We start from the raw sequence: 26,134 nt of genomic DNA on the forward strand, positions 1-26,134 counted from the left end.
TGGTACTGTAAAAAACGGCTTAGGGACTTTAATGACGCTGAGCTTTCTGGCATGAAAACTGGGAGCGAGGCTAATCCTATATGACTCGGAATTCTTACGTATGGGAATCCCTTGATACTGTGGATAATGATTCAGAAATAGGAGCTTACCACAGCAATCCTCGTTCCGATCTGATGGCGTTACTTAGTCGGTCGCCGCGTCGGTTTCTGGATGTGGGCTGCGCATCCGGTGCCCTGGGGGCTTGGATGAAAAGCATATATCCGGAAGTTGAATTATGGGGTATCGAATCCAATAAAAAAGTGGCGCAAGTTGCACATGCTGTTTATGAGAATGTTATTGTTGGAGATATACAGGAAGTTGATTTTTCCGAATGTGGGCTTAGGAATGAAAGTTTTGATACGCTAGTTTTAGCTGACGTATTAGAACATGTTTTTAATCCATGGCGAACTTTGGTGCGTCTCAGGTCGTTGTTGACCTCCGATGCTCAGGTGCTTGTGAGTTTGCCAAATGCGCGGAATCTCTGGCTCATTAATGAGCTTTCAGCCGGCCGTTTTACCTATGAGTCTTCTGGTATTCTCGATATTACCCATCTCCGATTCTTTACCCAAGAAGAAGGGTTACGTATGCTTGAAGAAACGGGCTATTCGGTTGAAGCCATAGGCTATGGAGCCGATAGTCGTTTCATTAATACCCCGCATCCAAAGAAATTTCCAGCCAATATCGAGATGGAACATCTTGTATTCAAAAATATCGACTATGACAGCTACCAACAACTGATTAGTCTGCAAATCTTCTATCGTGCTACTCCGATTAAGTCAGCCGCTCTGCGGCCTATGGCAGATTCGAAAGTCTCGCCACAAAGCCCATTTCAGGGACATTTACATCAATCTCTGGTCGGAAAGTCCCTTCTGCACGCAGGTGATCCTCAGCGTACGAGTTACGCCGTCCTTCTGCACTTGTATTATCCTGATCTTTGGCCGGAGTTTCGGGAAGCCATCGCCCGTATTCCCAGTTCGTGCGCTCTCTACATATCATTAAGCGAGGGGCGTGAGGATGGGCTTGCTAAGATACTTCAAGATCGCCCGGACGCGGTAGTGATTCGCCATCCTAACCGGGGCCGCGACATCGCGCCGAGACTGGCGCTGGCCAAGGCAGCAGTAGCTGCTGGACACGAATTCTTGCTGTTTATTCATAGCAAAAAGTCCCCGCATTTGCAGAAAATGAAGCCGGAGCAGATTCATGTTGACTTCCTGTCCCATGGAGATGGTGATCGCTGGCGTCGCGAATTGTTGGATAATTTATTGTCACCTTCGGTGGTGGACCACGTTCGCGAACGGTTCAACCGTGCGCAGTGGGTTGGGATGATCGGGCCATCAGGATTCTGGTTACCCTTGGATATGGGGGTGGATGCGAATCGTCCGCAAGTCGGCCCGCTGTTGGACAGTTTGGGGATTATGATAGATCCACGTCGCTACGGTTTTTTCGCGGGTAGTATGTTCTGGGCACGTGCACAAGCGCTTGCACCACTGCTGGCCCTGGATCTGAAGCCTGACGATTTTGAGGAAGAATGCGGCCAGGTTGATGGCACGCTGGCCCATGCCATAGAGAGAATATTCGCGGTGGTTGCGGAGCGTGCTGGTTTTGTGGTGGAAGATACGACAGGCCATGAATGTCTCAGGCCGTTGGGTCCGCTGCTGCCGTGGTTGGCCGCACAGCGCTGTTCCCCGCAAGAAAGCTTGTGGGCTCAACAAGCGCTGGTGAATGGAATTTCGTCTTTGGTTGTTTCTGTGCTAATGATAGAAAATGGTCGGGAGTATTACTTGCAGGCCACGCAAGCCAGCCTGTCGCAGCAATGGTCGCTGGCGCGAGTAGGGACTGGAATTGCCGGGAATGACCCGGTGATTACTATAAACACTACCTTTGCTGAGATGAATGCAGGTTGGCTCGCCTTCATGGACGCCGGCGACCAACTAGCCCCCGATGCCATATTCCGCATTCAGATGGCTATCCAGAATCATCCCGAATGGCAACTCATCTATACCGACGAGGACTCTCTCACGGCCGATGGCCAGCACCTCAATCCTCACTGCAAGCCCGATTTCAACATCGACTACCTGCGAAGCCTCCCCTACATAGGTGGCTTGCTGGTCATCAAAAAAGAACTTTTTGAGACGCTGGGCGGTTTTGATCTGCAAGCTGATGGTGCAGAAGACTATGATTTCGTCCTGCGAGCCTGGGAAAAAATCGGCGACGCTGGTATCGGTCATATTCCTGAAGTGCTTTATCATCGCTTGCAGGGTGGTGGGCACTGCAACAAGTCCGTTGAGGAAATCCTCCAGGTCAGTCAGGCTGCTTTGCAGAGGCATTTACAGCGCCTGAATATTGCGGCGGAAGTATTGCCCGGACCTTTCCCGCCAGCCACTCGGGTGCGTTATCCCCTGACTGGCACGCCTCTGGTTTCCATCATTATCCCCACACGCAATCAACTGGGCTATTTGCAGCGCTGCGTGGAATCTCTGATCGAAAAAACCAGGTATGCGCATTATGAAATGCTCATTGTCGATAATGACAGCGATGATGCCGAGGCGCGCACTTATCTGGATATGCTTGCGGCCCAGGAGGAGCAACTGGGTGGTCGGTTGCGCGTACTCAGGCATCCCGGTCCATTCAATTTTTCAGCCATGAATAACCGGGCAGTTGAACAGGCGCGGGGCGATTACGTCCTTTTGCTCAATAACGACACGGCTGCACTGCATGACGACTGGCTGGATGAAATGGTCAGCCAGATTTTGCGTCCGGAGGTGGGTATAGTTGGCGCAAAGTTGCTCTTTCCCGATGGCAAAATTCAGCATGCCGGCGTGATTCTGGGAATGCGCGGGCCGGCAGAACATCCCTTCATTGCTCAGCCACCCGAATATCGGGGCTATTTCGGCCGGGCCATGCTGACCCAGAATTTATCGGCAGTAACAGGAGCCTGTCTGTTGATCGGGAAGTCCCTCTATCAAGAGTTGGGTGGGCTGGATGAAAAACAGTTTCAGGTTTCCTACAACGACATTGATCTCTGCCTGAAAGCACGCGAAGCCGGACATAAAATTGTGTTCACCCCTTGGGCGATGCTCCTCCATGAAGGTTCCGCCAGTCAGCGCGGTGAAGTCGAGAAAAAACCCAGCCCCGAAAAAGAAAAACGCTTTGCCGGCGAAAAAATGGCTTTTTATCAGAAATGGCTGCCGCAACTGGCTTTTGATCCCGCCTATAATCGCCATTTGAGTCTGGCGAGTACGGATTTCTTGCTTGAAGATCAGGCCGCCCTGACCTGGGACCCGGAATGGCGTCCGCGTCCGCGCATTCTGGTGCATCCGGCGGACCGGGAGGGTTGTGGAGAGTACCGGATCATCTCCCCTATGCGCGCCCTGCAAAAGGCGGGGAGGGCACAGGGCTGGGAAACCATGCGGATATTTGAACCGGCAGAAATGGAACGTTTTTCTCCGGAAAGTATTGTGTTGCAGCGGCAGATGGAATGGCCGCAAATCGATGCCCTGGAACGGCATAAAAAACTGCTGAAAACCTTCCGGGTATTTGAAATTGATGACTTAATCACCAATTTGCCGGTGAAAAGCCTGCACAAGGCCCAGATACACAAGGATATCGCCAAGCGGTTCCGCAAGGCAGCGGGTTTGTGTAACCGTCTGGTGGTCGCGACGGAGCCCCTCGCCAAAGCCTATAAAGGATTCGCCGATGAGCTGCGCGTTCAACCCAACTGTATTGAAGGCGCCATTTGGGGGTCCTTGCAGCCCCGCCGACGTGCTGAGGCCAAGCCCAGAGTAGGCTGGGCCGGTGGTGTAGGGCACACGGGTGATCTGGAAATGATCGCCGATGTGGTGCGCGATCTGGCCGACGAAGTGGACTGGGTGTTTTTCGGCCTCTGTCCCGATGCCCTGCGTCCTTATGTCCGCGAGTTTCATACTGGGGTACCCTTACCCCAGTATCCCAACAAATTGGCTAGTCTGGACCTGGATCTGGCTTTGGCGCCCTTAGAGAATAATTCGTTCAATGAAGCCAAAAGCCACCTGCGGATTCTGGAATACGGGATTCTCGGCTATCCGGTGATTTGTTCAGACATTTTCCCCTATCAGGGAGATTTCCCCGTCACCCGGGTTGCCAACCGCTATCGCGACTGGGTACGGGCCATCCGTGAGCAGATTGCCGATCGGCAGGCGCTGGAAGCGGCGGGCGACTGCTTGCGGGAACATGTGCGCGCCCACTGGCTACTGGAGGAGCATCTGGACGACTGGCTGGCGGCTTGGCTGCCCTGAGGCTCAAAGCCCGCTATCTTCATAAAGATCATCCAGAGATAGGCTGATGGATAACCCTCCACAGTCCAACTGGAGGATATCGCCGGGGTCGAGAATCTGCTCGCCCCAAGTGCTCCCTTCGCGACTGAACAGGCGGGCGTAAACCCGCTCAGAATCTACCAGAAGATAGTACCGTAAAGCATGGGTATCCCGGTAGGCGAGCCATTTTTCCCGCTGGTCGATGGCGGCGGTAGCCGGAGATAAGACCTCGGCCAGAAAGCAGGGCGCGCTTTTGTACAAGGGATAATTGTCTTCTGGATCACAGACCAGCATGGCATCAGGATAATAATAGGCCTGATGGGTGGAGATGCGCAGCTTCAAGTCCGCCATGAAGGCACGGCATGGGTGACCACGGCTGACTGCGCGTAGATGAAAAAAAATATTACCCGCAATACGGTTGTGTCGCTCGCTGGCACCGGCCATGGCAAACACTTCGCCAGCCAGATACTCGCTTTTAACATCAGCCAGTGCTTCGGCATCAAGGTACTCTGTTTCGCTCAGGCTTCGATGCTCGGTACAGGCGCTCATGGGTTACCTCGGTGATGAAGGGGGCCATTGGCGATGAATGTAGCTTGTAGGGACTGGATCCTCAAGCTCTGGAAATGGCCGGTTTGCCCGGAAAGAAGAGCGGCAACATATTGCCACTTTTGAGTCGGCTTAATGTCATATCTTGGCGCAACTACCATCAAATATGCCTTGATCAGCTTTATCCTGCTGATATTCCGGTATTAAATAAATATGGTACTGATTTTGCTTCCAGTCTTGAGTGTTGGTGCTGCAAACAGACGGACAGGCAATGGCTATATCAGGTGTGATCAATACAAATACTTCGACTTTGAACACGCTGGACGCACTCAATGGCACCCAGGGTGGCCTTGATACTTATTTGCAACAGCTATCTACGGGTAAGCGTATCAATAGCCCGGCTGATAATCCGGCAGACTACGCCATCGCCCAGCGTTTTCAAACCCAAATCAATGGGCTGAACCAGGCGATTGCCAAAGGCAATCAAGGCGTTTCCCTGGTACAGACCGCTACTGGAGCCGTCCAGAATCAGATCAATTTATTGCAGCAGATTCGGACCACGGCAGTGCAGGCTGCCAATGCTTCCAATACCACTTCAGATCGCCAGGCTCTGCAGGGCGTGGTCAGTCAGTTGCTGGCCCAGGTGCAGACCATTGCGACCCAGACCCAGTTCAACGGTCAGAACTTGCTGGATGGCACTTTTGCGGGTACTGCCTTTCAGGTGGGTGCCAACTCCAACCAGATAATCAATGCGGCGGTGGGAAATGCGCAGACTTCAGCCATGGGCGATCATATACCCGCAGTTTCTCCGTACAGCGATAGCTACGGATGTAATGGCTCCTTTGTGAGCGGCGGTTTTGCGCCCGGAGGTGCCTTTACCATCACTCCTGCCCAGACCAGTGCTTACTTTACTTTTAGCGGTGGTTCTTATGATTTCTACATATTTCGCGGTCTGCAGAATGGTGGAGAAATCGGTAGCAAAATCAAAGTGACATTGACGGGAAACCCGCCGGATACGCAGGAACTGAATAAAATGGCTGCAGCCATCAGTAGCGCAGGAATCAAAATATCTGGCACAACGCAATTGGTTAATGGCACACCTGTACTGAAATTGACCTATCCTGCCAACGACAAGGACATTTCCTTTAGCGGCCCACCCTATGTAACCAGTGGAAGTTATGATTATAACAGTCAAACAAATGAAATCACCGTAACATTGCCTGATAGCGCGCCGCATCTGAATTCACTGCTCAGCGCCGTGAACCAAAATGTGGTTTCCGTAACTAAAACCGGTTCATCTACACAGCTGACATATCCTGCCAGTGGGCAACGATATGCTTTCATAGAAGATTCTAACATTACCCAGAATCCGCCAATTATAAATAGTAGCAGCGGCAGTATAACGTACACCCAGAATAATGGCGGGTCGGCTATGGCTCCAGACTCAACCGGAATGTTTCAGGAGGTTCACATAGAGAATGATGCCTTCAGTTCCAGAGGAACGCTGATCACCAGTAATACGCCTGCCTCAGAGGCGATTATCCCCCCCAACACCTATTATGGCTCCTTCAGTTCCGGAACGGGGAGTAGCGGACTGAGCATCCAAGGTCCATTCGGTAGCGCGCAAGTGGATGTCAACACCGAGACAGAATCAGCAGCAAGCATCACTACGGCGGTCAATGCCGTATCCCAGCAGACGGGGGTCAAGGCCCGGGCCTATACCAGTGCCTCTTTTCTGGTGGCTACGGGAAGCTATACTTTTACCCTCAGTAATGGGAGTAGTGGTTTACCCAGAAATGCCGTGAACATCTCTGCCAGTGTGAACAATGCAGCCAACGGCCAGCCCAATTTGAATGCCTTGTTGACGGCCGTCAACCAGCACACGGCAGTAACCGGCATTGCTGCCAGTAGCCGGGTAATCAATGGTAAACCCGAGCTGATTCTCACCAATGCCAATGGCGAGAATATCAATATTTCAGCTGGGTTAGCCAATGGTCAGTTGGCATCCACGGCCCTTGCCGCAGGCTCCACCGGCAGTTTGCAAGCCGTAAGTGGCAGCACTCAGGCCCTTATCGGTTACCCCATCAACAGTTGATCTCATGCCGCGTTAATCCAGGGGGCGGTGCAATTTGCTTCGGCCAGCGCCTATCGGATCAATAATGGCGATATGATCGGATTCAGCAGCCAGGTCAGCAGACTGCAGAGTGGTTCGGCTCTGGCCGATATTGATGTGAGCACCCAAGAGGGGGCGCAACGGACCATTACCATTGTGGATCAAGCCTTGAACTATTTGAACCAGCAAGCCAGTGAGCTGGGTGCCACCCAAACCCGGATTCAGGTTTCAGTAGTCAATGACCAGAGCTCGGCCACCAATATGCAGTCGGCCCAATCGACTGTCCAGGATGCCAGTATTGCCCAGGCAACCTCACAGTTGACCAAATACCAGATTTTACAACAGGCAGGCATCTCGACCCTGGCTCAGGAAAACGCACTTCAGCAGGCCTATCTCAAGCTTCTGCCATCAGGCTGAGATGTTCAAAGCGATAAACATCATCGCTTCCCCACTAACTGAGTCGATTCAAGTTTTTTCGCTGGAGTGTCGTTATAAGGAATGTACGAAGTAAGTACAGCTTGGCAAGGATGCCATTTCAACCCTAAGAAAGGAGCACGATCATGGCAATTTCAGGAATTATCAATACCAATACCTCAGCATTGAGTACGCTGAATGCATTAAATGGTACGCAAGGAAGTCTCAATACATACCTTCAGCAGTTGTCCACGGGCAAGAGTATCAATGGCCCGGCGGATAACCCTGCGGGTTACGCCATCGCCCAGCGTTTTCAGACCCAGATCAACGGGTTGAATCAGGCGGTTTCCAACGGTAACCAGGGCGTTTCTCTGGTGCAGACTGCTACAGGTGCCATTCAGAACCAGACCAGCCTTTTGCAGCAGATTCGGACTACAGCGGTCCAGGCAGCTAACGCTTCCAACACCACATCAGACCGCCAGGCTCTGCAGGGTGTGGTCAGCCAATTGTTGGCGCAGGTACAAACCATTGCCACCCAGACCCAGTTCAATGGTCAAAACCTGCTGGATGGCACTTTTGCGGGTGCGTCGTTTCAGGTAGGTGCCAACTCTAACCAAATCATTAACGTTGCGGTTGGCGATACCAAAACGAATGCGATGGGAAATTATTCAGCGACTGCTTCTGGGAGTACATATACGAGCAGTGGATCTTTTCAGAATGGTGGTTATACCCCTGGTGGATCATTTACGATCAGTGCCAGTGGCACGGGTAATTTTAATGCCGGTTCAGGGGCAAGTGGTTTGATCATCCAGGGGAGCGTCGGTAACGCTTCAGTGAGTGTGAATTCTTCGACTGAGTCCGCAGCCAATCTTGCCGCTGCGGTGAACGGTGTTTCTGCTCAGACAGGGGTTACGGCTAAGGCTTATACCAGTGTGGCTTTCACAGCTACAACAGGTACGTACACCTTTACTCTTAGTAACGGTAGCAGTGGTGCTGCGACTAATGCAGTTAATGTATCTGCCGATGTCACTGAGGGTTCCAATGGTCAGGCTAATATTAGTTCGCTGGTCACGGCCATCAATAATCAAGCGGCTGTTACTGGGGTATCGGCAAGTACTCAGACCGTCAATGGTTCAACGGAATTAGTGCTGACCAATGCGAACGGTAATAACATCAACATTTCGGCTGGTATTACATCTGGCGGGGCTTTGATTGGATCCGGACTTGCTTCTGGGTCAACAGGTTCATTAACCGCTGTTAGCGGAAGTACACCATCTACTGTCGGTTCAGCCATTACTTCTGGTTCTGCAAACGCCCTGATTCAGGGGGCGGTGCAATTTGAGTCTGCTAGCTCCTACGCCATTGGCAATGGGGGTAATATTGGGTTTAGCGCTCAGGCAACCAGCTTGAGTGGATCAGAGGTGTCAAACATCAATGTTACCACCGCCGCCGGTGCCCAGCAGGCCATCGGTATTGTTGATCAGGCCATCAACTATCTGAACCAGCAAAACGGTAGTCTTGGTGCTATCCAGAACCGGATTCAGGCTTCGGTTTCCAATGATCAGACTACGGCTACCAACCTGCAGTCTGCGCAATCGGTGGTTCAGGATGCGAATATCGCGCAGGCGACTTCGCAGTTGACCAAGTATCAGATTCTGCAGCAGGCAGGTATTTCTACCCTGGCGCAGGAAAACTCCTTGCAGCAGAGCTACCTCAAGCTTCTGCCCTAAGGTAATGATGCTTTAATCAGTTTCTCTCCCACTTCTGCAGGGTGGGAGGGTTTTATCAGCGGAGAATCAATATGGATGCTCTCTCTATGGCAACGAGTTCGTTATCTATACCCGGAAGTGCAGCGTCTGATACGCAGCAAGGGAGTGAGGCGAATGTTCCTCCAACCCGGCCGCCAACAGCGCAGCCAAATACTTTAGAAAGCACTTCAACAACACCCAAAAACAAAACATTGCATCCTGAAAAAGTGCAACAGGCTATTCAGAAATTACAAAATAATTTACCAGCAAGTGCTTCTGTTACCTTACAAGCTGGTCTGGACCCGGACGGAACGCATCCCGGACAGGTTCTGGTGAAACTCAGTGATAAAGTCACCAAACAAACATTTTTTGAATATTACGTCCCGGCCGAACAGGTCGTGAAAAGTGCTGAAACCGGAGACGCATTGCAACCCGGCAGCCTGATGAATACCAAGGCCTGAATTTTTTAAATTTATTATGCAGGAGTAAAGATTATGACCGCTTCACTATCTGGTTTGGTCAGTGGCATTGATGTCCAGTCACTTATTACGAATTTAAGTGCGGCTTATCAGGCCCCTATTACTATCCTGCAAAATCAGCAACAATCTTATCAAACGACTTTAAGTGCCTGGGGTACCCTGCAGAGTAGTCTATCCGGTTTGCAGTCGGCCATGAGCAGTTTGCAGAATCTGGGTAATACCAATAATCGCAGCGTGACTCTTTCCAATGATAATGCGGCCTCGGCTACGGCTTCTGCCAATGCGCCGCAGGGAAGTTACAGTCTGAGTAATATGGTTCTGGCGCAGTCCCAGAGTATTTATTCCAGCAATTTTACCAGCGCCACCAATAATTCAGTGGGTACCGGTACCCTGCAAATTCAGGTGGGTAGTGGTGCTGTCCAGAATGTGGCTATCAATGCTTCCAATGACAGTCTGGATGGCATTGCCAGTGCCATTAATCAGGCCAACACCGGAGTGAATGCCGCCGTTGTCTATGATGGCACCGGCTATCGCCTGACTTTGACCGGAAAGGGTACAGGGGTGAATAGTGCTTTCTCGGTCAGTACCAGTGGTGCAACGGGCAGCTTATCTTCGCTCAGCTACAGTAATGGTAATGGCGCATCTGGTTCCATGACCTTGAGCCAACAGGCTCAAAATGCCGGTGTCAGCATTAACGGTTTGCCGGTTACCAGTACGACCAATACGATTTCCGGAGCTATTCCCGGAGTAACGCTCAATTTGCTGCAGGCCAGCGGTAGTGCAACCTTGCAGGTTTCCAGCAGCAATAGCGGTTTTGTGACGGGTGTGCAGAGCTTTGTGAGTGCTTTCAATAAGACCATGGGCACTATCAACCAGTTGACCGCTTATAATGCTCAGGCTGGTTCCGGTGGTCCTCTGTTGGGTGATGCTTCGGTGCAGGGTTTGCGGACCCAGTTGCTGGATATGATTTCCGGACAGGGCATCGGGATCTCTTCGGGTAGTTCGTATAACTCCCTGGGCAGTGTGGGTTTGGGACTCACCAGCAGTGGTACGATCAGTTTGAATACCGGCACTTTGACTACGGCGCTCTCTGCTGATTTCAATACGGTAGCGGGCCTCTTCGGGCAGGCGGGTAGTACCAGCAACGCCAATGTTCAGTATCTGAACGCGACCAGCGCAACGCAGGCAGGGACTTATGCCATTAATGTGAGTCAGGCCGCGACCCAGGCCAGCACTTCGGGGAGTGCCGCCATTCCTTCCGGTGGCATTCTTCAGAGCGAAAGCCTGACTTTTGGGTCGGGGGCCAGTTCGGTGGTGGTGTCCTTGAGTTCGGGCAGCACCCTCAATGATATTGTGAGTACTATTAATGATACCTTGCAGCAGTCGGGTATGACGGGGATTACCGCCAGCGCCAATAATGGTTATCTCGAATTGCAGTCCAATGCTTACGGGAGCGCCCAGTCTTTCACCGTAAAATCCAACGTGGCGGCAGGTTCCGGCGGTACCGGAATTGGTACGAGCTTGTTGACAGCTACCGGAACCGATGTAGCGGGGACGATTAATGGCCAAAGTACCAGCGGTTCCGGTCAAACCATGACCGTCACCGGACCGGGGAATGCTTCGGGTTTGCAGGTCAGCATTACCGGAAACAGCACCGGCAATCTTGGTTCGGTAACCCTCAGTCAGGGTTTGTATCAACAGATGAGTGCGCTTCTGAGCTCGGCGCTGAACACCCAAAGTGGTTTTGTGAGCGCCGCCCAGAACGGTATCACTTCTTCCATCAATGGCTTGGGGGCGCAGATTACAACATTGCAGCAGTCAGCCTCCAATCAGACCGCGTTGCTTACCCAGCAGTTTGCTGCCATGCAGTCACAACTGTCTTCTCTGCAGTCTACCAGTCAGTATCTGAATGCATTTTATTCTTCCAATAGTTCCAGCTCGTCCAGTTCCAGTTCGAGCTCCAGTAGTTAAGGGAGGTTTTAAGCTATGAGTGTAGCGACAGCGGCGGCCATGCAGGCTTATAAGCAGGTCGGCAATCAGGGGATTTCCAGTGATCGTCTGGTGTTGCTGGGGCTGGAAGGAATTCTGGAATATATCCGGCGTGCCCGTCTGGCGATTCAGACTAAGGACCTGAGCGTCAAGGCGGATTCCATGGACAAAGCCTACCAGCTGACCGCCCACCTTTTGGCCAGTGTGAACTTCGAGCAGGGCGGTGAAATTGCCAAAAATCTCGACAGTCTTTATCGTTTCCTGTTAAATCAGTTGGCACAAGCCAATATTTTTGATGATTTGCAGGCGCTGGATGCCTGCCAGCCGGTGCTGGTGGATCTGCGCGACGCGTGGAGGGGACTGCTGGGTCATTCCTGAGGCATAACTTTCCGCATCTGAAGGAGTGACTGATGCTGGAGCAGCATGCCGTGGTACTGGAAGATGTGCTTCCCCTGAGCCTGGAGAAGGGTCAAGTAGATCCTGCGCGACGCGGTCGTCTGATGTTGGATAATTTGGCGCTTCTCAAGGCATTGCTGGTGATGGATGATCACTTGCTGATGGAGGATGACAACCGGGAAGCCATCAGCAGCCTGGAAACCAAAATTGATTTGCTGCTGCTGTTGGTAGGTAAGGGCATACAAGGGCTGGAACCTTTGCCAACATCTTATTCCTGCGCGCTGGGTGCAGAAGATCTGTATTGGGAGACTACATCTTCGGCAGAGTTTCCCCATGAGCATGGCCCGGTCTGCGTGGCCCTTTTTTTGCGCCCCAGGATTGCCATGCCGCTGTTTCTTCCGGGTACCCTCCAGATGTCAGTGACTCAGCCGGAGGGTAGCGCAGAAACGCTATCTCGTTATCATTTGCACTTTCAGCTAGACGCGCGCGTGCAAGAATCACTGGATCGACTAATATTCCGTCACCATCGGCGTTCCATAGCGCGGCAAAAGGATCATCATTTGTCCGCAGAATGACAGGCGTTTGTTATGTACACTGAAGTAAGCACGGAAAACGGATCAACTCTGGAGAGGCGCAGCCTGTCGCGCGAAAGTTGCGGACTGGTTGGAAACAGTGTGCCTATTCAGCGCATGACGGCGATGCTGGCCAAGGTGGCGAAAACGGACAGTACCGTCTTGATTCTGGGTGAATCGGGTACGGGCAAGGAAGTGATAGCCCGCTGTCTGCATCAGCACTCCTTACGTAGTCAGGGACCTTTTGTGGCAGTTAATTGTGGAGCTATTCCAGAAGAATTGATGGAAAGCGAGCTTTTCGGGCATGAGAAAGGGGCTTTTACGGGTGCTTTGGCCGCGCGTAAAGGCCGTTTTGAGCTGGCCGAGGGCGGCACCCTTTTTCTGGATGAAATTGCCGAAATGAGTCCGCAAATGCAGGTGAAACTGCTGCGTGTGCTTCAGGAAAAACAATTTGAACGGGTGGGCGGTGCGCGGGTGATGGAGAGCCATGTGCGGATACTGGCCGCTACGCATCGTAATCTGGAGGAACGGATTCAGGAAGGCAGCTTCAGAGAGGACCTGTATTATCGTCTGAATGTTTTTCCGGTGCACGTGCCCCCCCTGCGCGATCGCCCGGGCGATATTCATTTGTTGTTTGCTTATTTTATGGATAAGTTGATCACGGAAGGTCATTTAGCCGTTAAGCTTGAGGGGGATTCCCTGCGGGCCATGGATGCCTACCACTGGCCCGGGAATGTCCGGGAACTCCGCAATCTGGCAGAAAGGCTGGTAATTTTGCATGGTGGTGAGACACTTTCCTGTGCAGACCTGCCCGCCCGCATGCGCAGTGTGGAAAATTTGGAGTTGCAGGATGAACGGCAAAGTCTTGCCGCCGTGTGGGCAGAGCCTTCGGTGAGATTGCCGGAGCCGCCCTTTGATCTCAAATTGCATCTGGAAGAAATAGAAAAGGAATTCCTGCTGCAAGCGCTGGCTAAGTGCGATCAGGTGGTTGCCCGTGCTGCAGAACGTTTGGGACTGCGCCGGACGACCATGGTCGAGAAACTGAAAAAATACGGACTGAGCACGATCAGGGACATGGATCATTAATGTCTGATGCAGGCTCTCCGCCCTTGCCTGATGCTTCGAGTCTTATCGAAGCGTTCAAACTCTTCAACCAAACTTCACAAGAACTGACGGAAGCCTACGGAGCCCTGCAGCAGGAAGTCCAACGCCTTTCCGCAGAACTGGCAGAGGCGAACGTGCGTCTTCGCGCCGAACTGCAAGCCAAGGAACAAATGCGCGAACGCCTTGCCCTCCTTCTGGAAATACTCCCCGGCGCGGTATTGGTGGTGGATCATGCGGCGCTGATTGTGGAAATGAATCCGGAAGCAATTCGTTTGCTGGGAGCGGATTTGCGAGGTTCGGACTGGCAGGCCTTGCAACCCAGACCCATGTCAGGTTCCGGGAATGAATGGTTGTTGCTGCGCGGGCCTTCCAGGGATCAGTCCGTACAGGTGACACTTGCTGTCAATGCGTTGCCGGGCGAGGGTGGACAGGTGATTTTATTGCAGGATGTGACAGCGGCGCGCGCTCGTGAGGAGGCTGCCCAGCGACGGGAACGTCTGGCTGCCATGGGAGAAACGATGGCAGGACTGGCGCATCAATTGCGTACCCCTTTGGCCACGGCGCTGCTCTCTGTTTCACACCTGCAATTTGAACGTGGTCCCGAACATTTTGCTCGGCAACAGCAGCGCGCGCTGGAAAGATTGCATCATCTGGATGCGACCATTGATGCCATGCTGCGTTTTTTGCGCGGTGCGGAGCAGGAAAGTGGCTCTGTGGCATTGATCGAAATTCTTCAAGCCTTGCAGCGGGAATGGGAAGCACAATTTCGTCAAAAAAATGTCACTCTGGAAATTGGCGATGCACGGGATGACTGGTTTTTGACGGGAACCCTGGCTGCCTGGGTCAGCGTCTTGGCCAATGTCCTGCATAATGCGCTGCTTTTCAGCAACGCTGGACAGTCAGTCAGCATCAGGCTTGAAGAAGTTACTCAAGGCACCCTGCGCTTGAGCATTCGGGATTTTGGCCCGGGTATTGCTGAAGCGGATCAGGAAAAGATTTTCATCCCATTTTATACCACTCGCCGGGATGGCACCGGATTGGGTTTGGCTATTACCCGTAATTTTGTGGTAGCCATGGGGGGGAGTATGGAGCTGGAAAAGGTATCTCCTGGTACCTGCTTGGTGCTGCTTCTGCCGTTATGGCAGGTTGCTCAGCCATTGCCCAGCGGTTCAATGAGTCAGGAGTAGGAAGCATGGAGCAATACCAGGCCCGTATTTTACTGGTCGAAGATGATGAATATCTGGCTGAAGCCTTGCAGGAGGCGCTGGAGGATCAGGGCTATCGCGTGCAATGGGCCGAAGATGGAACGGCGGCATTACGCCTGTTGGCGGCTAAGTCTTTTGATCTGGTGGTCAGTGATGTGCAGATGCGTCCTATGGATGGTTATACCCTTTTGAAAACCTTGAGCGTACAACATGACGCACCGCCGGTATTGATGATGACCGCCTGGGGTACGATTTCCGAGGCGGTGCAGGCTTTGCAAAATGGTGCGGTAGATTATGTGGTGAAACCTTTTACGGTGGATGTTCTGCTGGAAAAGTTGCGCAAGTTCGCGCTTCCACATTTGCCAGCCGATAGCCAAGGACCTGTAGCGCAGTCTCCGGCCATGTTGGCGATGCTGGAAATGGCCAAAAAGGTAGCTTCCACGGATGCCACCGTATTGCTGATGGGCGAAAGTGGTGTGGGGAAAGAAGTGTTGGCACGTTATATCCACCAGCAAAGCCGCCGTCAGGCGGGGCCATTTATTGCTGTTAATTGTGCGGCCATTCCTGAAACCCTTCTCGAAGCCACTTTGTTTGGGCATGAAAAAGGGGCATTTACGGGTGCGGCGCAAAGTAGTGCTGGAAAGTTCGAGCAGGCTCAAGGCGGTACGCTGCTGCTGGATGAAGTGACAGAAATGCCTGTTCAATTACAGGCCAAGTTACTGCGGGTGCTGCAGGAACGTGAGCTGGAGCGGGTCGGCGGCAAGCAGACCATTACCCTCGATATTCGGCTGATTGCCACCAGTAATCGGGATTTGCGTCAGGCCGTAGCGGAAGGAGTTCTGCGGGAAGATCTGTATTATCGTTTACAGGTTTTTCCTATACAGATTCCGCCATTGCGCGAACGCCAGGCGGATATTTTGCCGCTTTCCGAGCACTTGTTGAGGCGGCACTGTCAGCAGATGGGGCTTTCCGTAAAAGGGCTCAGTATGGCAGCAAAACAGCAGCTCTACTTTTATGAATGGCCCGGCAACGTGCGCGAACTGGAAAATGCCCTGCAACGTGCGCTCATTCTCTCGGTAGAAAATGACATTCAGGTAGATGATCTGGGTTTACAGGGATCGTCTGCAAGCATACCTTTACCTGGGGTGAGTCCTACATTGGCGGTAGAAACTGCAGACCCCGTTGTGGCCCTGGATGATCTGCGTGCCCACCATGAACGTGAAGCCATCGCCTTGGCCTTGAGCCAAAGTCGCGGTTCAAGGGCTCAGGCCGCAGAGCGTTTGGGCATTAGTCCCAGGACTTTGCGTCACAAAATCCAGCGCTTTCGGGAAGCCGGTTATGAGTTGGGATAAAACTGGCTCGGATATTGCTTGTAAGTTTCAGGAAAAATAAACGATAGGTGCGACCATGAGTAGTGTAGATTCCCTGGATTCCTTGATGACGCAGTTGCGCGCTCTGGCCGATCAGGCACAGGGTGTCAAAGTGCCGGATAAATCCACTACCGGTCCCGACGACTTTGCCAACACCCTGAAAAGCATGGTTGGGTCGGTCAATCATCAACAAAGTCAGGCGAATGCACTGCAGTCGGATTTTTCCAGTGGCGACAAGTCGGTCAGTCTCAGTCAGGTGATGGTTGCTTCGCAAAAAGCGGATCTTTCCTTTCAGACCATGCTTCAGGTGCGCAACAAGCTGGTTTCTGCGTATCAGGACATCATGAACATCCAGGCATGATTCCTTGCGTTTCGGGCACTTGCGTAGATTCTGCTGATGGCGACTGAAGCCGCGACGAATCTCAACCTGGCGGGCGGAGCTGCACAAGTGCAGCGACGCTGGCAGGAGCTGCCGCCGAATCGCCGTCTGGGCGTATTGGTGGCTCTGGCTGCCGTGCTTGCCGTTCTGATTGCCGTGATTTTCATGAACGGAAGTCCTTCCTACAAGGTTTTGTACACCAATCTTTCGGATCGTGATGGTGGGCAGGTTATTGCCGAGTTACAGAAGCTGAATGTGCCCTACCAAATCGGTGATGGCGGTGCAGTGATTTCCGTACCCGCCAATCAGGTTTATGCGACCCGCATGAAATTGGCCGCAGACGGGTTACCCAAAGGTGCCGGTGTGGGTTTTGCCATTCTTGACCATGAACCCATGGGGACCAGTGATTTTGTGGAGCACGTGAATTACCAGCGTGCTTTGGAAGGTTCTCTGGAGAGAACCATCGCCTCCCTTAGTTCTGTGGAGGGAGCCAAAGTACATCTGGCCATGCCCAAGCCCTCGGTATTCCTGAGCGAGCAGGAAAAACCCACGGCTTCGGTGATGCTGAACCTGTATCCCGGTCGCGAACTCAGCGGTGCCCAGGTGGCAGGCATTGTTCATCTGGTTGCTGCCAGCGTGCCGGGGCTGATGGACAAAAATGTTACGGTAGTGGATCAGCATGGCAATATACTGAGCACCCGTGGCAATGCGGATAATGGATTACAACCTTCCCAGCTGGCTTACCAGCGTAGCGTGGACCAGCAATACGAAAAACGTATTCAGGCTATTCTGACCCCTATTGTCGGTGCCAAAGGCGTGCGCGTAGCCGTATCGGCAGATATTGATTTCGCCAAAAGTGAAAGCAGTTCGGTGAGTTATGGTAAAGGTCAGATTCTCAGCCAGCAGACCCATAGCACTTCTGGAACCGGTGGTTCCGGGCCTTACGGGGTTCCTGGAGCACTCTCCAACACGCCTCCCGGAGTGGCGGTAGCTCCCCTGGTTGCGCCGGTGGCTTCCGATTTGTCACCTGGAGCGCTTATTGCTCTGGCCCCCACGCTGAAAATGCTGGCGCCTACTGAAAGCAGTGCGGATTCAACCACCAACTACGATGTGGACAAGACCATTGTGCACACGGTTCAGCCGGTAGGAACCGTCAAGCGCCTGTCAGTGGCCGTGCTCGTCGATGACCAGGTTTCCGAAAGTTCTCTGGGTGCCGTCAAGGCAAAACCTTTATCGACGGCGCAATTGGCGCAAATCCAGCAGCTGGTGGAAGATGCCATTGGCTATAATGCCAAGCGGGGCGATACGGTCAAGGTCGTCAATATGCCTTTCACTACCCAGTCAGCAGCAAGCGCATTGCCCTGGTGGCAGCAGTCCTGGTTCCTGAATCTCCTGAACAGCGGGCTGCGTTATCTGGTCATTCTTTTTGTGGCTTTGCTCCTCTATTTTGGTGTTGTCCGCCCGCTTTTAAAACGTCGTGCGCGCCAGGAACCCGGCATGGAGAGTGCGGATATAGAATCTGGAGAAAAATCCGTGAATGAGGCGCGGGCTGCCTCTCCAGAATCAGCAGCAGCAATGGCTAATGCTGAAGCCATTCGCGAGCAGGTCAACATTCCCGGTAATCCCCTGGAAACCGATTTGTATGTCTCCCGGCAGCTGGTCATGCAAGACCCGGCCAGAGCAGCCCAGGTTGTCAAAGAATGGTTGTCTAATGAGCACGAGTGAAGATCTCAGTGGCATGGATCGTAGTGCCATTCTTTTGTTGAGTCTCGGTGAGGATGAAGCTGCTGAAGTCATGCGCCACCTGGGACCGCGAGAAGTGCAGAAGCTTGGTGCGGCAATGGCCCGGATGTCGCATATCTCCACGGACCAGGTACAGGTGGTTCTTTCGGATTTTCGCTCCCGACTGGAGCGCCAGACTTCTCTGGGCGTGGGCAGCGACCAGTATATTCGGGCCATGTTGACCAAGGCTCTGGGCGCGGATAAAGCGGGTAATCTGATTGATCGGATTCTTCATGGTGGTGATGCCAGTGGTCTGGAGAATCTGAAATGGATGGACGCCCGTTCCATAGCCGACTTGATCAAACTGGAGCATCCCCAGGTGGTTGCCATGATTTTTGCCTATATGGAGCCGGAGCAGGCGGGAGAGGTCATTCATCATCTTCCTGATCGCCTGGTCAGTGAAGCCATGATGCGTCTGGCCAGCCTGGAAACGGTGCAGCCTGCGGCCATTCGCGAGTTGAATGAAATTCTGGAGGAACAAATTTCCGGTGAAGCGCAAAGCCTGCAGGTTGCCAGCCTGGGCGGACCAAAAGCCGCCGCTGATGTTCTGAACCGCCTGGAAACCAGTCTTTCATCCAGCATTCTCGACAACATGCGTGAGACCGACGATGAGTTGGCCGACAAGGTTCAGGAAAAAATGTTTGTCTTTGACGACCTGATCAAGCTGGATGACCGCAGCATGCAGGTGTTACTGCGTGAAATACCCTCGGATGGTTTTGTGACGGCGCTGAAGGGTGCCAATGCCGCACTGCGCGAAAAATTCTTTGCCAACATGTCCAAACGTGCGGCAGAAATGATGCGCGATGATCTTGAGGCCAAAGGTCCGGTACGGGTCAGTGAGGTGGAAAGCAGTCAGAAGGCGATTTTGCAGATAGCTACGCGACTGGATGCCGCCGGTCAGCTCAGTCTGGGTGGTGGCAGCAGCGAGGCCATGTTGTGATTGGGCAGCCCCTGTGAACAAGGGTGCGGAGATCATCTCCAGAGACAGCAGTGCTCAGGTACAGCGCTGGCAATTGCCGGAGGTCAAAAATTTTTCACCTGATTCCCAAGGTGCCACGGGCTCGTCACTGGAAGAGGGCGAAACCCTTTCTGCTGCCGCCGTCGCTTTACCAACCGCTGAACAACTCCAGGCCATTTATGCGGAAAGTGAGCAGAAAGGGCATGAGCAGGGTTATCAGCAAGGTTTTAAAGAAGGGCAGGCCGAAGGCTATCAAGAGGGGCTGGCCCGCGCAGAAGCTGAAAGACGTTCTTTGCAGGATATTCTTTCCGGTCTTTTTTCGCCCTTACAAGCCCTGGATGCCAGTGTTGAGCAATCTTTGCTGGCGCTGTCTCTGGAAATCGCCCGCCAGGTTATTCGTCACGAATTGCGGCTCCGCCCGCAAGTCTTGCTGCCCTTGTTGAAGGAAGCATTGCGCGCGGTACCTCTGCGGAGTGTGAACCCGGTTATTCGTTTGCATCCTGATGATGTGGATATGCTGCAGCGTCTTATGCCTGAGCTTGCCGACCAGGGAGTGGATTTGCTTGCTGATCCCCAAATCGAACGGGGAGGCGTCCTGGTTTCTGCGGGTCTGGATGATAATGCGGCCAGACCCGACCGCCGTTGGCAGGATCGGGATATTGATCATGCGGCCACTCAGCTTGATTTGCGCCTGGAAAATCGCTGGCGTGCCGTTCTCGAACGCTTGTTTGGTGAGCTTTCGGTATGATGTTGCGCTTTGCTGATCGGCAAAAATTGTGGGGAGATACCCTGAATCATTATACGCAAAGATTACCTGAAACATTCCCCGCCTTGCTGCCCAGCGGCCGCCTGGTGCGCATGGTGGGGTTGGTTCTGGAAGCCGAAGGGTTTGATGTGAGTGTCGGCACCCGCTGCCGGGTGGAAGCCGGCAATCAACGCGGTATTGATGCCGAAGTGGTCGGTTTTCACAACGAAAAACTGCAGTTGATGGCTGCCGGTGATTTGCACGGAGTCAGGCCCGGTGCCCGGGTACAGCCCTTGTCCGGGGAAGCACAGGCGAGTGTCAGCGAACGTCTTCTGGGTCGCGTAATGGATGGACAGGGTCAGTTTCTGGATGGTCTTGGCCCGGTGTCAGGACTCATCCGCGTGCCTCTGTTGGGTGTCAACATCAATCCCATGCAGCGTGCCCCGGTTAAGCGCCCCCTGGATGTTGGGGTGCGCGCCATCAATGCCTTGTTTACCATTGGTCGCGGCGCGCGCATGGGGCTTTTTGCCGGGAGTGGCGTCGGCAAAAGTGTTTTATTGGGTATGATGGCGCGAAACACCGATGCTGACGTGATTGTGGTGGGGCTGATTGGTGAACGTGGTCGTGAAGTCAAGGAATTTATAGAAGATATTCTTGGTGCGCAGGGGCTGCGTCGCGCTGTCGTAGTCGCAGCCCCTGCTGACGTTCCGGCTTTGACCCGGATTCGTGGGGCCCATCTGGCCACAGCCATCGCCGAATATTATCGTAGCCAGGGTAAGCATGTTTTGCTGCTCATGGATTCACTCACCCGCTATGCCATGGCCCAAAGAGAAATCGCCCTGGCCGTGGGCGAACCACCTGCTGTTCGGGGTTATCCACCTTCGGTTTTTGCGCGGCTGCCAGCGCTGGTGGAACGGGCGGGCAACGGTCCGGTGGGCGGCGGGAGTATTACGGCTTTTTATACCGTTTTGATGGAAGGGGATGATCAACAAGACCCTATTGCTGATAATGCCCGGGCAGTTCTTGACGGGCATCTGGTTTTGTCACGCAGTCTGGCGGAGCAGGGCCATTATCCGGCCATTGATCTGGAAGCATCCATCAGTCGGGTCATGCCCAACATCGTGTCTTCTGCTCAGATCAATCAGTTGCACCGTCTAAAACGTCTCTATAGCCGTTATCGGGAACATCAGGATCTGATTGCGGTGGGTGCGTATACGCCGGGCATGGATCCATTGCTGGATCAGGCAGTACGTGCTTATCCGGCCATTCTGGGATTTCTCCGCCAGAATCAGCAGCAGTCCGTGTCTTTGCAGAGCAGTCAGGAGCAATTGGCGCAGATCATGGCAACATATCTGGAAGAGGGTTAGTTATAGATGATGAGTCGCCAGAACGTCTTGTTATTTTTGCGGGAGGATGCTGATAAAAGACAGAAAGAAATAGCTGTTCGTCTAGGAAAGCAGCGAAGTTTACTGAGTGAAGTGCAGCAGAAGTTGCAACTCCTGGAAAATTATCTGCAGCAGTATCGAAATCAGGCGATTGCAGCTGAGACTTCAGGAATCCTCGGTGCGCAGGCTCTGGATACCCGCAATTTTATTCATCAACTGGAGCAGGTCCTGCAGATTCAGAAGGAAAATGCTCTACGTCAACAGCAAAGCGTGGCGCAAATCCAGTCTGAATGGGCTTCTGCCCGTGTCCAGGAAAAAGGCTTTGCCGCTTTGGCACGCCGTATCGAGATTGAACAACATGAGCTGGAATTACGCACAATTCAGAAAGAACTGGATGAGTGGGCGAATCGTCGCCCTGGCTGTCAATGAGCTGGTGTGAAATTTGCTTGGGTACTGTCTGATAATTTTAAGCTGAGGATTTATCCGGATGGCAGCCGTAAGCATCGTCAACCTCGTGTCTTCATCAAGTCTTGCCTCAAACCCCGTGGGTAAGGGCAGCGCGCCAGCAGGCAAGGAAAAGTCTGACAGTACAAAATTTGCTGCGGTCATGGCAAAACAGCAATCACGGGAAACGCCGCCGCCGCAAAAGTCAACAGAGCACCCTCAGCACGATATCGGTGCGAACCCGAGTGGACATTCTCAATCCTCTGCTGAAACAACACAGGCGGACGCGGCAAATTCACTGCAACCTGTAAGCGGCAAAAGTTTGCCGCAGCCACAGTCAAATATTAGAGCTCAAAATGGGACGGTTAGCAAAGACAGTGACCCTAAAAAATCGAAAGATCAACCAGCCAATTCATCTATTGTAATGACAGAAAATTTGCCAAGCGGGTTGCTGCCATTACCTGTCGTCATACCGCCGGATTCCAGTCAGACGCTTTCGTCTGTTGACTTTTCTGGAGAGGATAACGCTGCCACCCATATGGGTGGTAGCGGGAATCAGTCAGCACAAGTATCAGAAAAGTCTGTCTTGCCCCGGTCTTCGCAACCGGGTCTTTTACAGGTGGCAGATGCTGATCACCCGGTTACGGACGGAAAATTGACTGCTTCAGTAGCGCGTTCGGCCATCCAAGATGGGTCAGCATCACAAATTGTCGGACATTTTCTGCAGAATCTCGCCCAGGCATTCGCTGCGAGTTCCACTACCGGCCCACAATCTATCGCATCAAGTGCTTTCAGCAATTCCTGGGTCGATCCTTCCACGCAATTATTGAAGACCGTTTCTGATTCGGGAGTCGGTCTTGTGGGTAATAGCGCAGCGCCGTTACTTGCCAGCACGATTATGTTACCACCCGCTGCATCTACGCCTACTGCGCAGGTTGTGGCCGCCCCGGTCGGTGCGAATCCGCAGTGGGGCGAAGCTCTGGGGCAGCAGGTTCAGTTCCTGTTGGGGCAGGGGATTCAGCAGGCAACATTACAACTCAATCCGCCGCATTTAGGTCCTCTGGAAGTGCATTTGGATATTCAGGCCAATGGACAGGCAAATGCGACTTTTATATCGCCCCATCCGGAGGTTCTGCAGGCCATTAGTACGGCCATCCCGCAGTTACAACAAAGCTTTGCCGCTGCGGGGATGAGTCTTGGTCAAGCCAATGTAGGTGCAGATAGCGGTGGACGGTTTTTTTCTAAAAACAGATCAACCCCGGCGGACACTGTCAAATCCATGACAGAGCCGCTGGAGAGTACGACGCCTTCCACTGTTCTTAAAGTGCATTTGGGTCTGATCAATGCTTTTGCATGAATCTTGCAATGTCCTGACACTCCATATACGGTGACGCCATGGTACAGGATATTCTTTCTCAGGATGAAGTGGATGCCCTATTTAAGGGCATGTCAGATGGTGATGTCGAAATACACGCTGAACCTGAGCCTGATCCGGGCGGTATCCGTCCCTATGATCTGGCGAATCAGGATCGGATTGTGCGTGGCCGCATGCCCACTTTGGAGGTGGTCAACGAACGCTTTGCACGACTATGGCGGGTCAGTCTGTTTAATTTTCTCCGCCGTACCGCTGAAATTTCTGTGGGTCCGGTGCGCTTAATTAAATACAGTGAATTTATACGCAGACTGGTCGTTCCCAGTAATATCAATATTGTGCAAATCAAACCCTTGCGGGGTTCGGCATTGTTTGTTTTTGATCCGCGCCTGATTTTCGCCGTGGTAGATAATTATTTCGGCGGTGATGGACGTTTTCATGCGCGTATTGAAGGCCGTGAATTCACGCCTCTGGAACAAAGAATCATTAAACGGTTGCTGGATCTGGCATTTAAGGACTTTAAAAATGCCTGGACTCCGGTGACTGAACTGAATCCGGAACTAACCCGTTCCGAGGTGAACCCGCAATTTGTCAGCATTGCCACACCCACGGAAGTAGTGATTGTCAGTACGTTCAATGTTGAGCTGGAGTCGGGGAGTGGTACGTTTGAGATCTGTCTGCCTTATGGCATGGTAGAACCCGTCCGCGATCAGTTGACCGCCGGAACGACGGCCGACCGCTCGGAAATTGACCGACGCTGGGTACAATCCATGCAGGACGAAATGCAGGAGGCCTCTCTGGAACTGGAAGTACACTTTCTGCAAACGCAACTGACTCTTCGGCAATTATTGGCGCTCCGTGATGGAGACATTATTCCTGTAGAAATGCCCGAGGAGGTTTTTGCTCAGGTGGATGGAATCCCGATTTTTTCCGGGCGTTATGGGGTTTCTAACGGAAAAATTGCTGTGCAGTTGGAAAAACATTTATGTCCGGAAATGATTGCCGGGCAGGCAGCTATGGCCGCTATGGAGAACTAAAAGATGGCTGAAGAACAGAATACCCCGGCGGCGTCTGCAACAGAGTCTGCTGACAATGCTCAGGCTGACGATATTATGGCTGATTGGGCGGCAGCAATGAGCGAACAGGAGGCTGCAGAAACAACTGCTGAGAATCCTTCCAGATCTGTTTCCGGAGAGGCAGGGGCCACTGCAGAGCAGAGTGTTCCTTCTTCTGCCGCATCTGCAAAAACAGCAACACCCGTGCCCATGCCGGAATTACAAGCTTCCCGATCGACCGGAACCCAGGCACAAAATCTCGATATGATACTGGATATTCCAGTAACCCTTTCGGTGGAATTGGGGAAAACCAAAATTCAGATTCGTAATTTGTTGCAGCTTGCCCAAGGTTCTGTGGTCGAGTTGGAGCGGCTTGCCGGTGAACCCATGGATGTGTTGGTCAACGGTTATCTGATCGCCCAGGGCGAGGTTGTGCTGGTGAATGACAAATTTGGTATCCGCTTGACCGATATTGTCAGCCCGGCAGAGCGCGCCAAAAAATTGCGATGAAACGTCTTTTTGAAGCGCCAAAATTTTGGCTGATCTTCTGGGTATTGTCCGGGTTCAGTCCCTTGGCCCAAGCCAGTACTCCCGCCGTGATGGACACGGGTAGTCCCTTTTCCTGGATGTCCATATTGCAGTTGTTTGCCGCTTTGTTGTTTGTATTGGCTGTATTTTTTGTGGTGATCTGGATGCTCAAACATTTCCAGCCGGGCGCAATGAATAACCCGGTTGCCGGGCTCAAAGTAGTGACATCCCTGCCTTTGGGTACGCGGGAACGTCTTTTGCTAGTACAGGTCGGAGAGCAGCAATTGCTACTTGGGGTAACACCAACAGGCATTCATCTGTTGCATACCCTGGAGACAGCGCTGCCCGATACGACCAGTAATTCAGCAACGGCTTTTGCCAGCTGGTTACGTACTGCGATGGAGAGGCGTAAGCAAGGAACATGGAGCCCAAACACCCCAGTCCCCAAGGGAAATATAAAAACCGGCGATCAACATCCGCCTTCAGGAGATTCTTCACCGGACTGATGGTTTTTTTCCTGCCGGGGATTGCGCTGGCAGGAGGACTCCCGGCCCTGACCGCAACGCCACAGGCTGGAGGTGCTACCGAGTACAGCCTCAGCATCCAAACCCTGATTTTCATGACCGTGCTGGTTTTCCTGCCAGCCATGTTACTGATGATGACCGCATTTACCCGCATCATCATTGTGTTATCCCTGCTCAAACAAGCTCTTGGTTCTACCCAGATGCCTCCGAGTCAAATTATTGTCGGACTTTCCCTGTTTTTGACGTTTTTTGTGATGGCTCCAGTTTTTCAGCAGCTCAATACTCAGGCCCTGCAGCCATTAACCAAAAACCAGATCAACCTCACTGAGGCCATGTCTCGTGCCGAAGGGCCCCTGCGAACATTTATGCTTTCCCAGACCAGACCGGATGACCTGGCGCTTTTTGTCAAATTATCCGGACATAAGCAGTTGCAGGCCCCTGCCGATACGCCCATGACTTTGCTTGTTCCAGCTTTTGTGACTTCCGAACTGAAAACCGGGTTTCAGATCGGTTTTCTGATATTTATTCCTTTTGTCATCATTGATCTGGTCGTGGCAGCGGTGCTGATGTCCATGGGCATGATGATGTTGTCACCCGTCACCATCTCTTTTCCTTTCAAGCTGATGCTTTTTGTGCTGGTCAATGGCTGGGATCTGGTGATTGGTTCGCTGGTACAAAGTTTCGTGCATTGAGGA

Annotated in this window: 23 protein-coding genes; 22 read left to right on the forward strand and 1 reads right to left on the reverse strand. The window is 52.7% G+C overall.

What is annotated here, in order from left to right; all coding sequences use genetic code 11:
* The first annotated feature begins 173 nt into the window (after window positions 1-173).
* Complete coding sequence (locus tag GCD22_RS05840) at window positions 174-4,313, forward strand: rhamnan synthesis F family protein (RefSeq protein WP_244947618.1); 4,140 nt, start codon at window positions 174-176, stop codon at window positions 4,311-4,313.
* Between the two features lie 3 nt (window positions 4,314-4,316).
* On the opposite strand, the gene GCD22_RS05845 is transcribed toward GCD22_RS05840, so the two are convergent.
* Window positions 4,317-4,880 (reverse strand): Uma2 family endonuclease, encoded by a 564-nt coding sequence (locus GCD22_RS05845; protein ID WP_024892689.1) that lies wholly within the window; start codon window positions 4,878-4,880, stop codon window positions 4,317-4,319.
* Between the two features lie 268 nt (window positions 4,881-5,148).
* On the opposite strand from GCD22_RS05845, the gene GCD22_RS05850 reads away from it, so the two are divergent.
* The 21 genes from GCD22_RS05850 (at window position 5,149) to fliP (ending at window position 26,131) form a co-directional block, all read left to right on the forward strand.
* Complete coding sequence (locus GCD22_RS05850; protein WP_051690465.1) at window positions 5,149-6,972, forward strand: flagellin N-terminal helical domain-containing protein; 1,824 nt, start codon at window positions 5,149-5,151, stop codon at window positions 6,970-6,972.
* Window positions 6,973-6,999: 27 nt separating this feature from the next.
* The gene (locus GCD22_RS05855; protein WP_035209673.1) at window positions 7,000-7,407 is read left to right on the forward strand and encodes a flagellin; all 408 of its coding nucleotides are present in this window, start codon (window positions 7,000-7,002) and stop codon (window positions 7,405-7,407) included.
* Window positions 7,408-7,550: 143 nt separating this feature from the next.
* Window positions 7,551-9,134, forward strand: a complete 1,584-nt coding sequence (locus GCD22_RS05860) for a flagellin N-terminal helical domain-containing protein (protein WP_031569765.1) — start codon at window positions 7,551-7,553, stop codon at window positions 9,132-9,134.
* Between the two features lie 71 nt (window positions 9,135-9,205).
* On the forward strand, window positions 9,206-9,613 hold the full coding sequence (locus GCD22_RS18410) for a hypothetical protein (protein ID WP_024892692.1): 408 nt from the start codon (window positions 9,206-9,208) through the stop codon (window positions 9,611-9,613).
* A 33-nt stretch (window positions 9,614-9,646) separates the two neighbouring features.
* A complete protein-coding gene (fliD, locus tag GCD22_RS05870) occupies window positions 9,647-11,602 on the forward strand; it encodes a flagellar filament capping protein FliD (protein WP_024892693.1) in 1,956 nt (651 codons plus the stop codon).
* A gap of 15 nt (window positions 11,603-11,617) precedes the next feature.
* Entirely contained in the window at window positions 11,618-11,998 is a 381-nt protein-coding gene (gene fliS / locus GCD22_RS05875; RefSeq protein ID WP_024892694.1) for a flagellar export chaperone FliS, read from the forward strand.
* 32 nt (window positions 11,999-12,030) lie between these two features.
* On the forward strand, window positions 12,031-12,591 hold the full coding sequence (locus GCD22_RS05880; protein WP_051690464.1) for a PilZ domain-containing protein: 561 nt from the start codon (window positions 12,031-12,033) through the stop codon (window positions 12,589-12,591).
* 12 nt (window positions 12,592-12,603) lie between these two features.
* Window positions 12,604-13,674: a sigma-54 interaction domain-containing protein gene (locus GCD22_RS05885; RefSeq protein ID WP_024892696.1), complete on the forward strand. Its 1,071-nt coding sequence runs from the start codon at window positions 12,604-12,606 to the stop codon at window positions 13,672-13,674.
* Window positions 13,674-14,879: a sensor histidine kinase gene (locus tag GCD22_RS05890; protein WP_024892697.1), complete on the forward strand. Its 1,206-nt coding sequence runs from the start codon at window positions 13,674-13,676 to the stop codon at window positions 14,877-14,879. Before GCD22_RS05885 ends, GCD22_RS05890 begins: the two co-directional genes overlap by 1 nt.
* A 5-nt stretch (window positions 14,880-14,884) precedes the next feature.
* On the forward strand, window positions 14,885-16,249 hold the full coding sequence (locus GCD22_RS05895; RefSeq protein WP_024892698.1) for a sigma-54-dependent transcriptional regulator: 1,365 nt from the start codon (window positions 14,885-14,887) through the stop codon (window positions 16,247-16,249).
* 55 nt (window positions 16,250-16,304) lie between these two features.
* Window positions 16,305-16,628 (forward strand): flagellar hook-basal body complex protein FliE, encoded by a 324-nt coding sequence (fliE, locus tag GCD22_RS05900; protein ID WP_024892699.1) that lies wholly within the window; start codon window positions 16,305-16,307, stop codon window positions 16,626-16,628.
* Between the two features lie 36 nt (window positions 16,629-16,664).
* A complete protein-coding gene (gene fliF, locus GCD22_RS05905; protein ID WP_031569759.1) occupies window positions 16,665-18,371 on the forward strand; it encodes a flagellar basal-body MS-ring/collar protein FliF in 1,707 nt (568 codons plus the stop codon).
* A complete protein-coding gene (gene fliG / locus GCD22_RS05910; protein WP_024892701.1) occupies window positions 18,358-19,368 on the forward strand; it encodes a flagellar motor switch protein FliG in 1,011 nt (336 codons plus the stop codon). Before fliF ends, fliG begins: the two co-directional genes overlap by 14 nt.
* 13 nt (window positions 19,369-19,381) lie before the next feature.
* Window positions 19,382-20,134, forward strand: a complete 753-nt coding sequence (locus GCD22_RS05915) for a flagellar assembly protein FliH (protein WP_024892702.1) — start codon at window positions 19,382-19,384, stop codon at window positions 20,132-20,134.
* Window positions 20,131-21,498 carry a flagellar protein export ATPase FliI gene (gene fliI, locus GCD22_RS05920; protein ID WP_024892703.1) on the forward strand — a complete coding sequence of 456 codons (1,368 nt, stop codon included), beginning with the start codon at window positions 20,131-20,133 and terminating at the stop codon, window positions 21,496-21,498. The genes GCD22_RS05915 and fliI overlap by 4 nt, the downstream gene beginning before the upstream one ends.
* Before the next feature lie 6 nt (window positions 21,499-21,504).
* On the forward strand, window positions 21,505-21,945 hold the full coding sequence (gene fliJ / locus GCD22_RS05925) for a flagellar export protein FliJ (RefSeq protein ID WP_031569757.1): 441 nt from the start codon (window positions 21,505-21,507) through the stop codon (window positions 21,943-21,945).
* Between the two features lie 58 nt (window positions 21,946-22,003).
* Window positions 22,004-23,317, forward strand: coding sequence for a flagellar hook-length control protein FliK (locus tag GCD22_RS05930; protein ID WP_024892705.1), 1,314 nt, complete (start codon window positions 22,004-22,006; stop codon window positions 23,315-23,317).
* A gap of 38 nt (window positions 23,318-23,355) precedes the next feature.
* The gene (gene fliM, locus GCD22_RS05935; protein WP_024892706.1) at window positions 23,356-24,369 is read left to right on the forward strand and encodes a flagellar motor switch protein FliM; all 1,014 of its coding nucleotides are present in this window, start codon (window positions 23,356-23,358) and stop codon (window positions 24,367-24,369) included.
* A 3-nt stretch (window positions 24,370-24,372) separates the two neighbouring features.
* The gene (fliN, locus tag GCD22_RS18830) at window positions 24,373-24,897 is read left to right on the forward strand and encodes a flagellar motor switch protein FliN (protein WP_024892707.1); all 525 of its coding nucleotides are present in this window, start codon (window positions 24,373-24,375) and stop codon (window positions 24,895-24,897) included.
* The gene (fliO, locus tag GCD22_RS05945; RefSeq protein WP_051488019.1) at window positions 24,894-25,421 is read left to right on the forward strand and encodes a flagellar biosynthetic protein FliO; all 528 of its coding nucleotides are present in this window, start codon (window positions 24,894-24,896) and stop codon (window positions 25,419-25,421) included. The genes fliN and fliO overlap by 4 nt, the downstream gene beginning before the upstream one ends.
* Entirely contained in the window at window positions 25,421-26,131 is a 711-nt protein-coding gene (fliP, locus tag GCD22_RS05950) for a flagellar type III secretion system pore protein FliP (protein ID WP_010639944.1), read from the forward strand. The genes fliO and fliP overlap by 1 nt, the downstream gene beginning before the upstream one ends.
* Window positions 26,132-26,134 lie beyond the last annotated feature (3 nt).

The sequence above is a fragment of the Acidithiobacillus thiooxidans ATCC 19377 genome, from assembly GCF_009662475.1.
Taxonomy (GTDB): domain Bacteria; phylum Pseudomonadota; class Gammaproteobacteria; order Acidithiobacillales; family Acidithiobacillaceae; genus Acidithiobacillus; species Acidithiobacillus thiooxidans.

What these genes read in the sequence shown, in the direction of transcription:
- fliD (WP_024892693.1), top strand. Translation starts at nt 9,647, where the DNA reads ATGACCGCTTCACTATCTGGTTTGGTCAGTGGCATTGATGTCCAGTCA.
- fliI (WP_024892703.1), top strand. Translation starts at nt 20,131, where the DNA reads ATGATGTTGCGCTTTGCTGATCGGCAAAAATTGTGGGGAGATACCCTG.
- GCD22_RS05890 (WP_024892697.1), top strand. Translation starts at nt 13,674, where the DNA reads ATGTCTGATGCAGGCTCTCCGCCCTTGCCTGATGCTTCGAGTCTTATC.
- fliO (WP_051488019.1), top strand. Translation starts at nt 24,894, where the DNA reads ATGAAACGTCTTTTTGAAGCGCCAAAATTTTGGCTGATCTTCTGGGTA.
- fliG (WP_024892701.1), top strand. Translation starts at nt 18,358, where the DNA reads ATGAGCACGAGTGAAGATCTCAGTGGCATGGATCGTAGTGCCATTCTT.
- fliS (WP_024892694.1), top strand. Translation starts at nt 11,618, where the DNA reads ATGAGTGTAGCGACAGCGGCGGCCATGCAGGCTTATAAGCAGGTCGGC.
- GCD22_RS05895 (WP_024892698.1), top strand. Translation starts at nt 14,885, where the DNA reads ATGGAGCAATACCAGGCCCGTATTTTACTGGTCGAAGATGATGAATAT.
- GCD22_RS05885 (WP_024892696.1), top strand. Translation starts at nt 12,604, where the DNA reads ATGTACACTGAAGTAAGCACGGAAAACGGATCAACTCTGGAGAGGCGC.
- fliJ (WP_031569757.1), top strand. Translation starts at nt 21,505, where the DNA reads ATGATGAGTCGCCAGAACGTCTTGTTATTTTTGCGGGAGGATGCTGAT.
- GCD22_RS05840 (WP_244947618.1), top strand. Translation starts at nt 174, where the DNA reads ATGGCGTTACTTAGTCGGTCGCCGCGTCGGTTTCTGGATGTGGGCTGC.
- fliM (WP_024892706.1), top strand. Translation starts at nt 23,356, where the DNA reads ATGGTACAGGATATTCTTTCTCAGGATGAAGTGGATGCCCTATTTAAG.
- GCD22_RS18410 (WP_024892692.1), top strand. Translation starts at nt 9,206, where the DNA reads ATGGATGCTCTCTCTATGGCAACGAGTTCGTTATCTATACCCGGAAGT.
- GCD22_RS05850 (WP_051690465.1), top strand. Translation starts at nt 5,149, where the DNA reads ATGGCTATATCAGGTGTGATCAATACAAATACTTCGACTTTGAACACG.
- fliF (WP_031569759.1), top strand. Translation starts at nt 16,665, where the DNA reads ATGGCGACTGAAGCCGCGACGAATCTCAACCTGGCGGGCGGAGCTGCA.
- GCD22_RS05860 (WP_031569765.1), top strand. Translation starts at nt 7,551, where the DNA reads ATGGCAATTTCAGGAATTATCAATACCAATACCTCAGCATTGAGTACG.
- fliP (WP_010639944.1), top strand. Translation starts at nt 25,421, where the DNA reads ATGGTTTTTTTCCTGCCGGGGATTGCGCTGGCAGGAGGACTCCCGGCC.
- GCD22_RS05930 (WP_024892705.1), top strand. Translation starts at nt 22,004, where the DNA reads ATGGCAGCCGTAAGCATCGTCAACCTCGTGTCTTCATCAAGTCTTGCC.
- fliE (WP_024892699.1), top strand. Translation starts at nt 16,305, where the DNA reads ATGAGTAGTGTAGATTCCCTGGATTCCTTGATGACGCAGTTGCGCGCT.
- GCD22_RS05845 (WP_024892689.1), bottom strand. Translation starts at nt 4,880, where the DNA reads ATGAGCGCCTGTACCGAGCATCGAAGCCTGAGCGAAACAGAGTACCTT.
- GCD22_RS05880 (WP_051690464.1), top strand. Translation starts at nt 12,031, where the DNA reads ATGCTGGAGCAGCATGCCGTGGTACTGGAAGATGTGCTTCCCCTGAGC.
- fliN (WP_024892707.1), top strand. Translation starts at nt 24,373, where the DNA reads ATGGCTGAAGAACAGAATACCCCGGCGGCGTCTGCAACAGAGTCTGCT.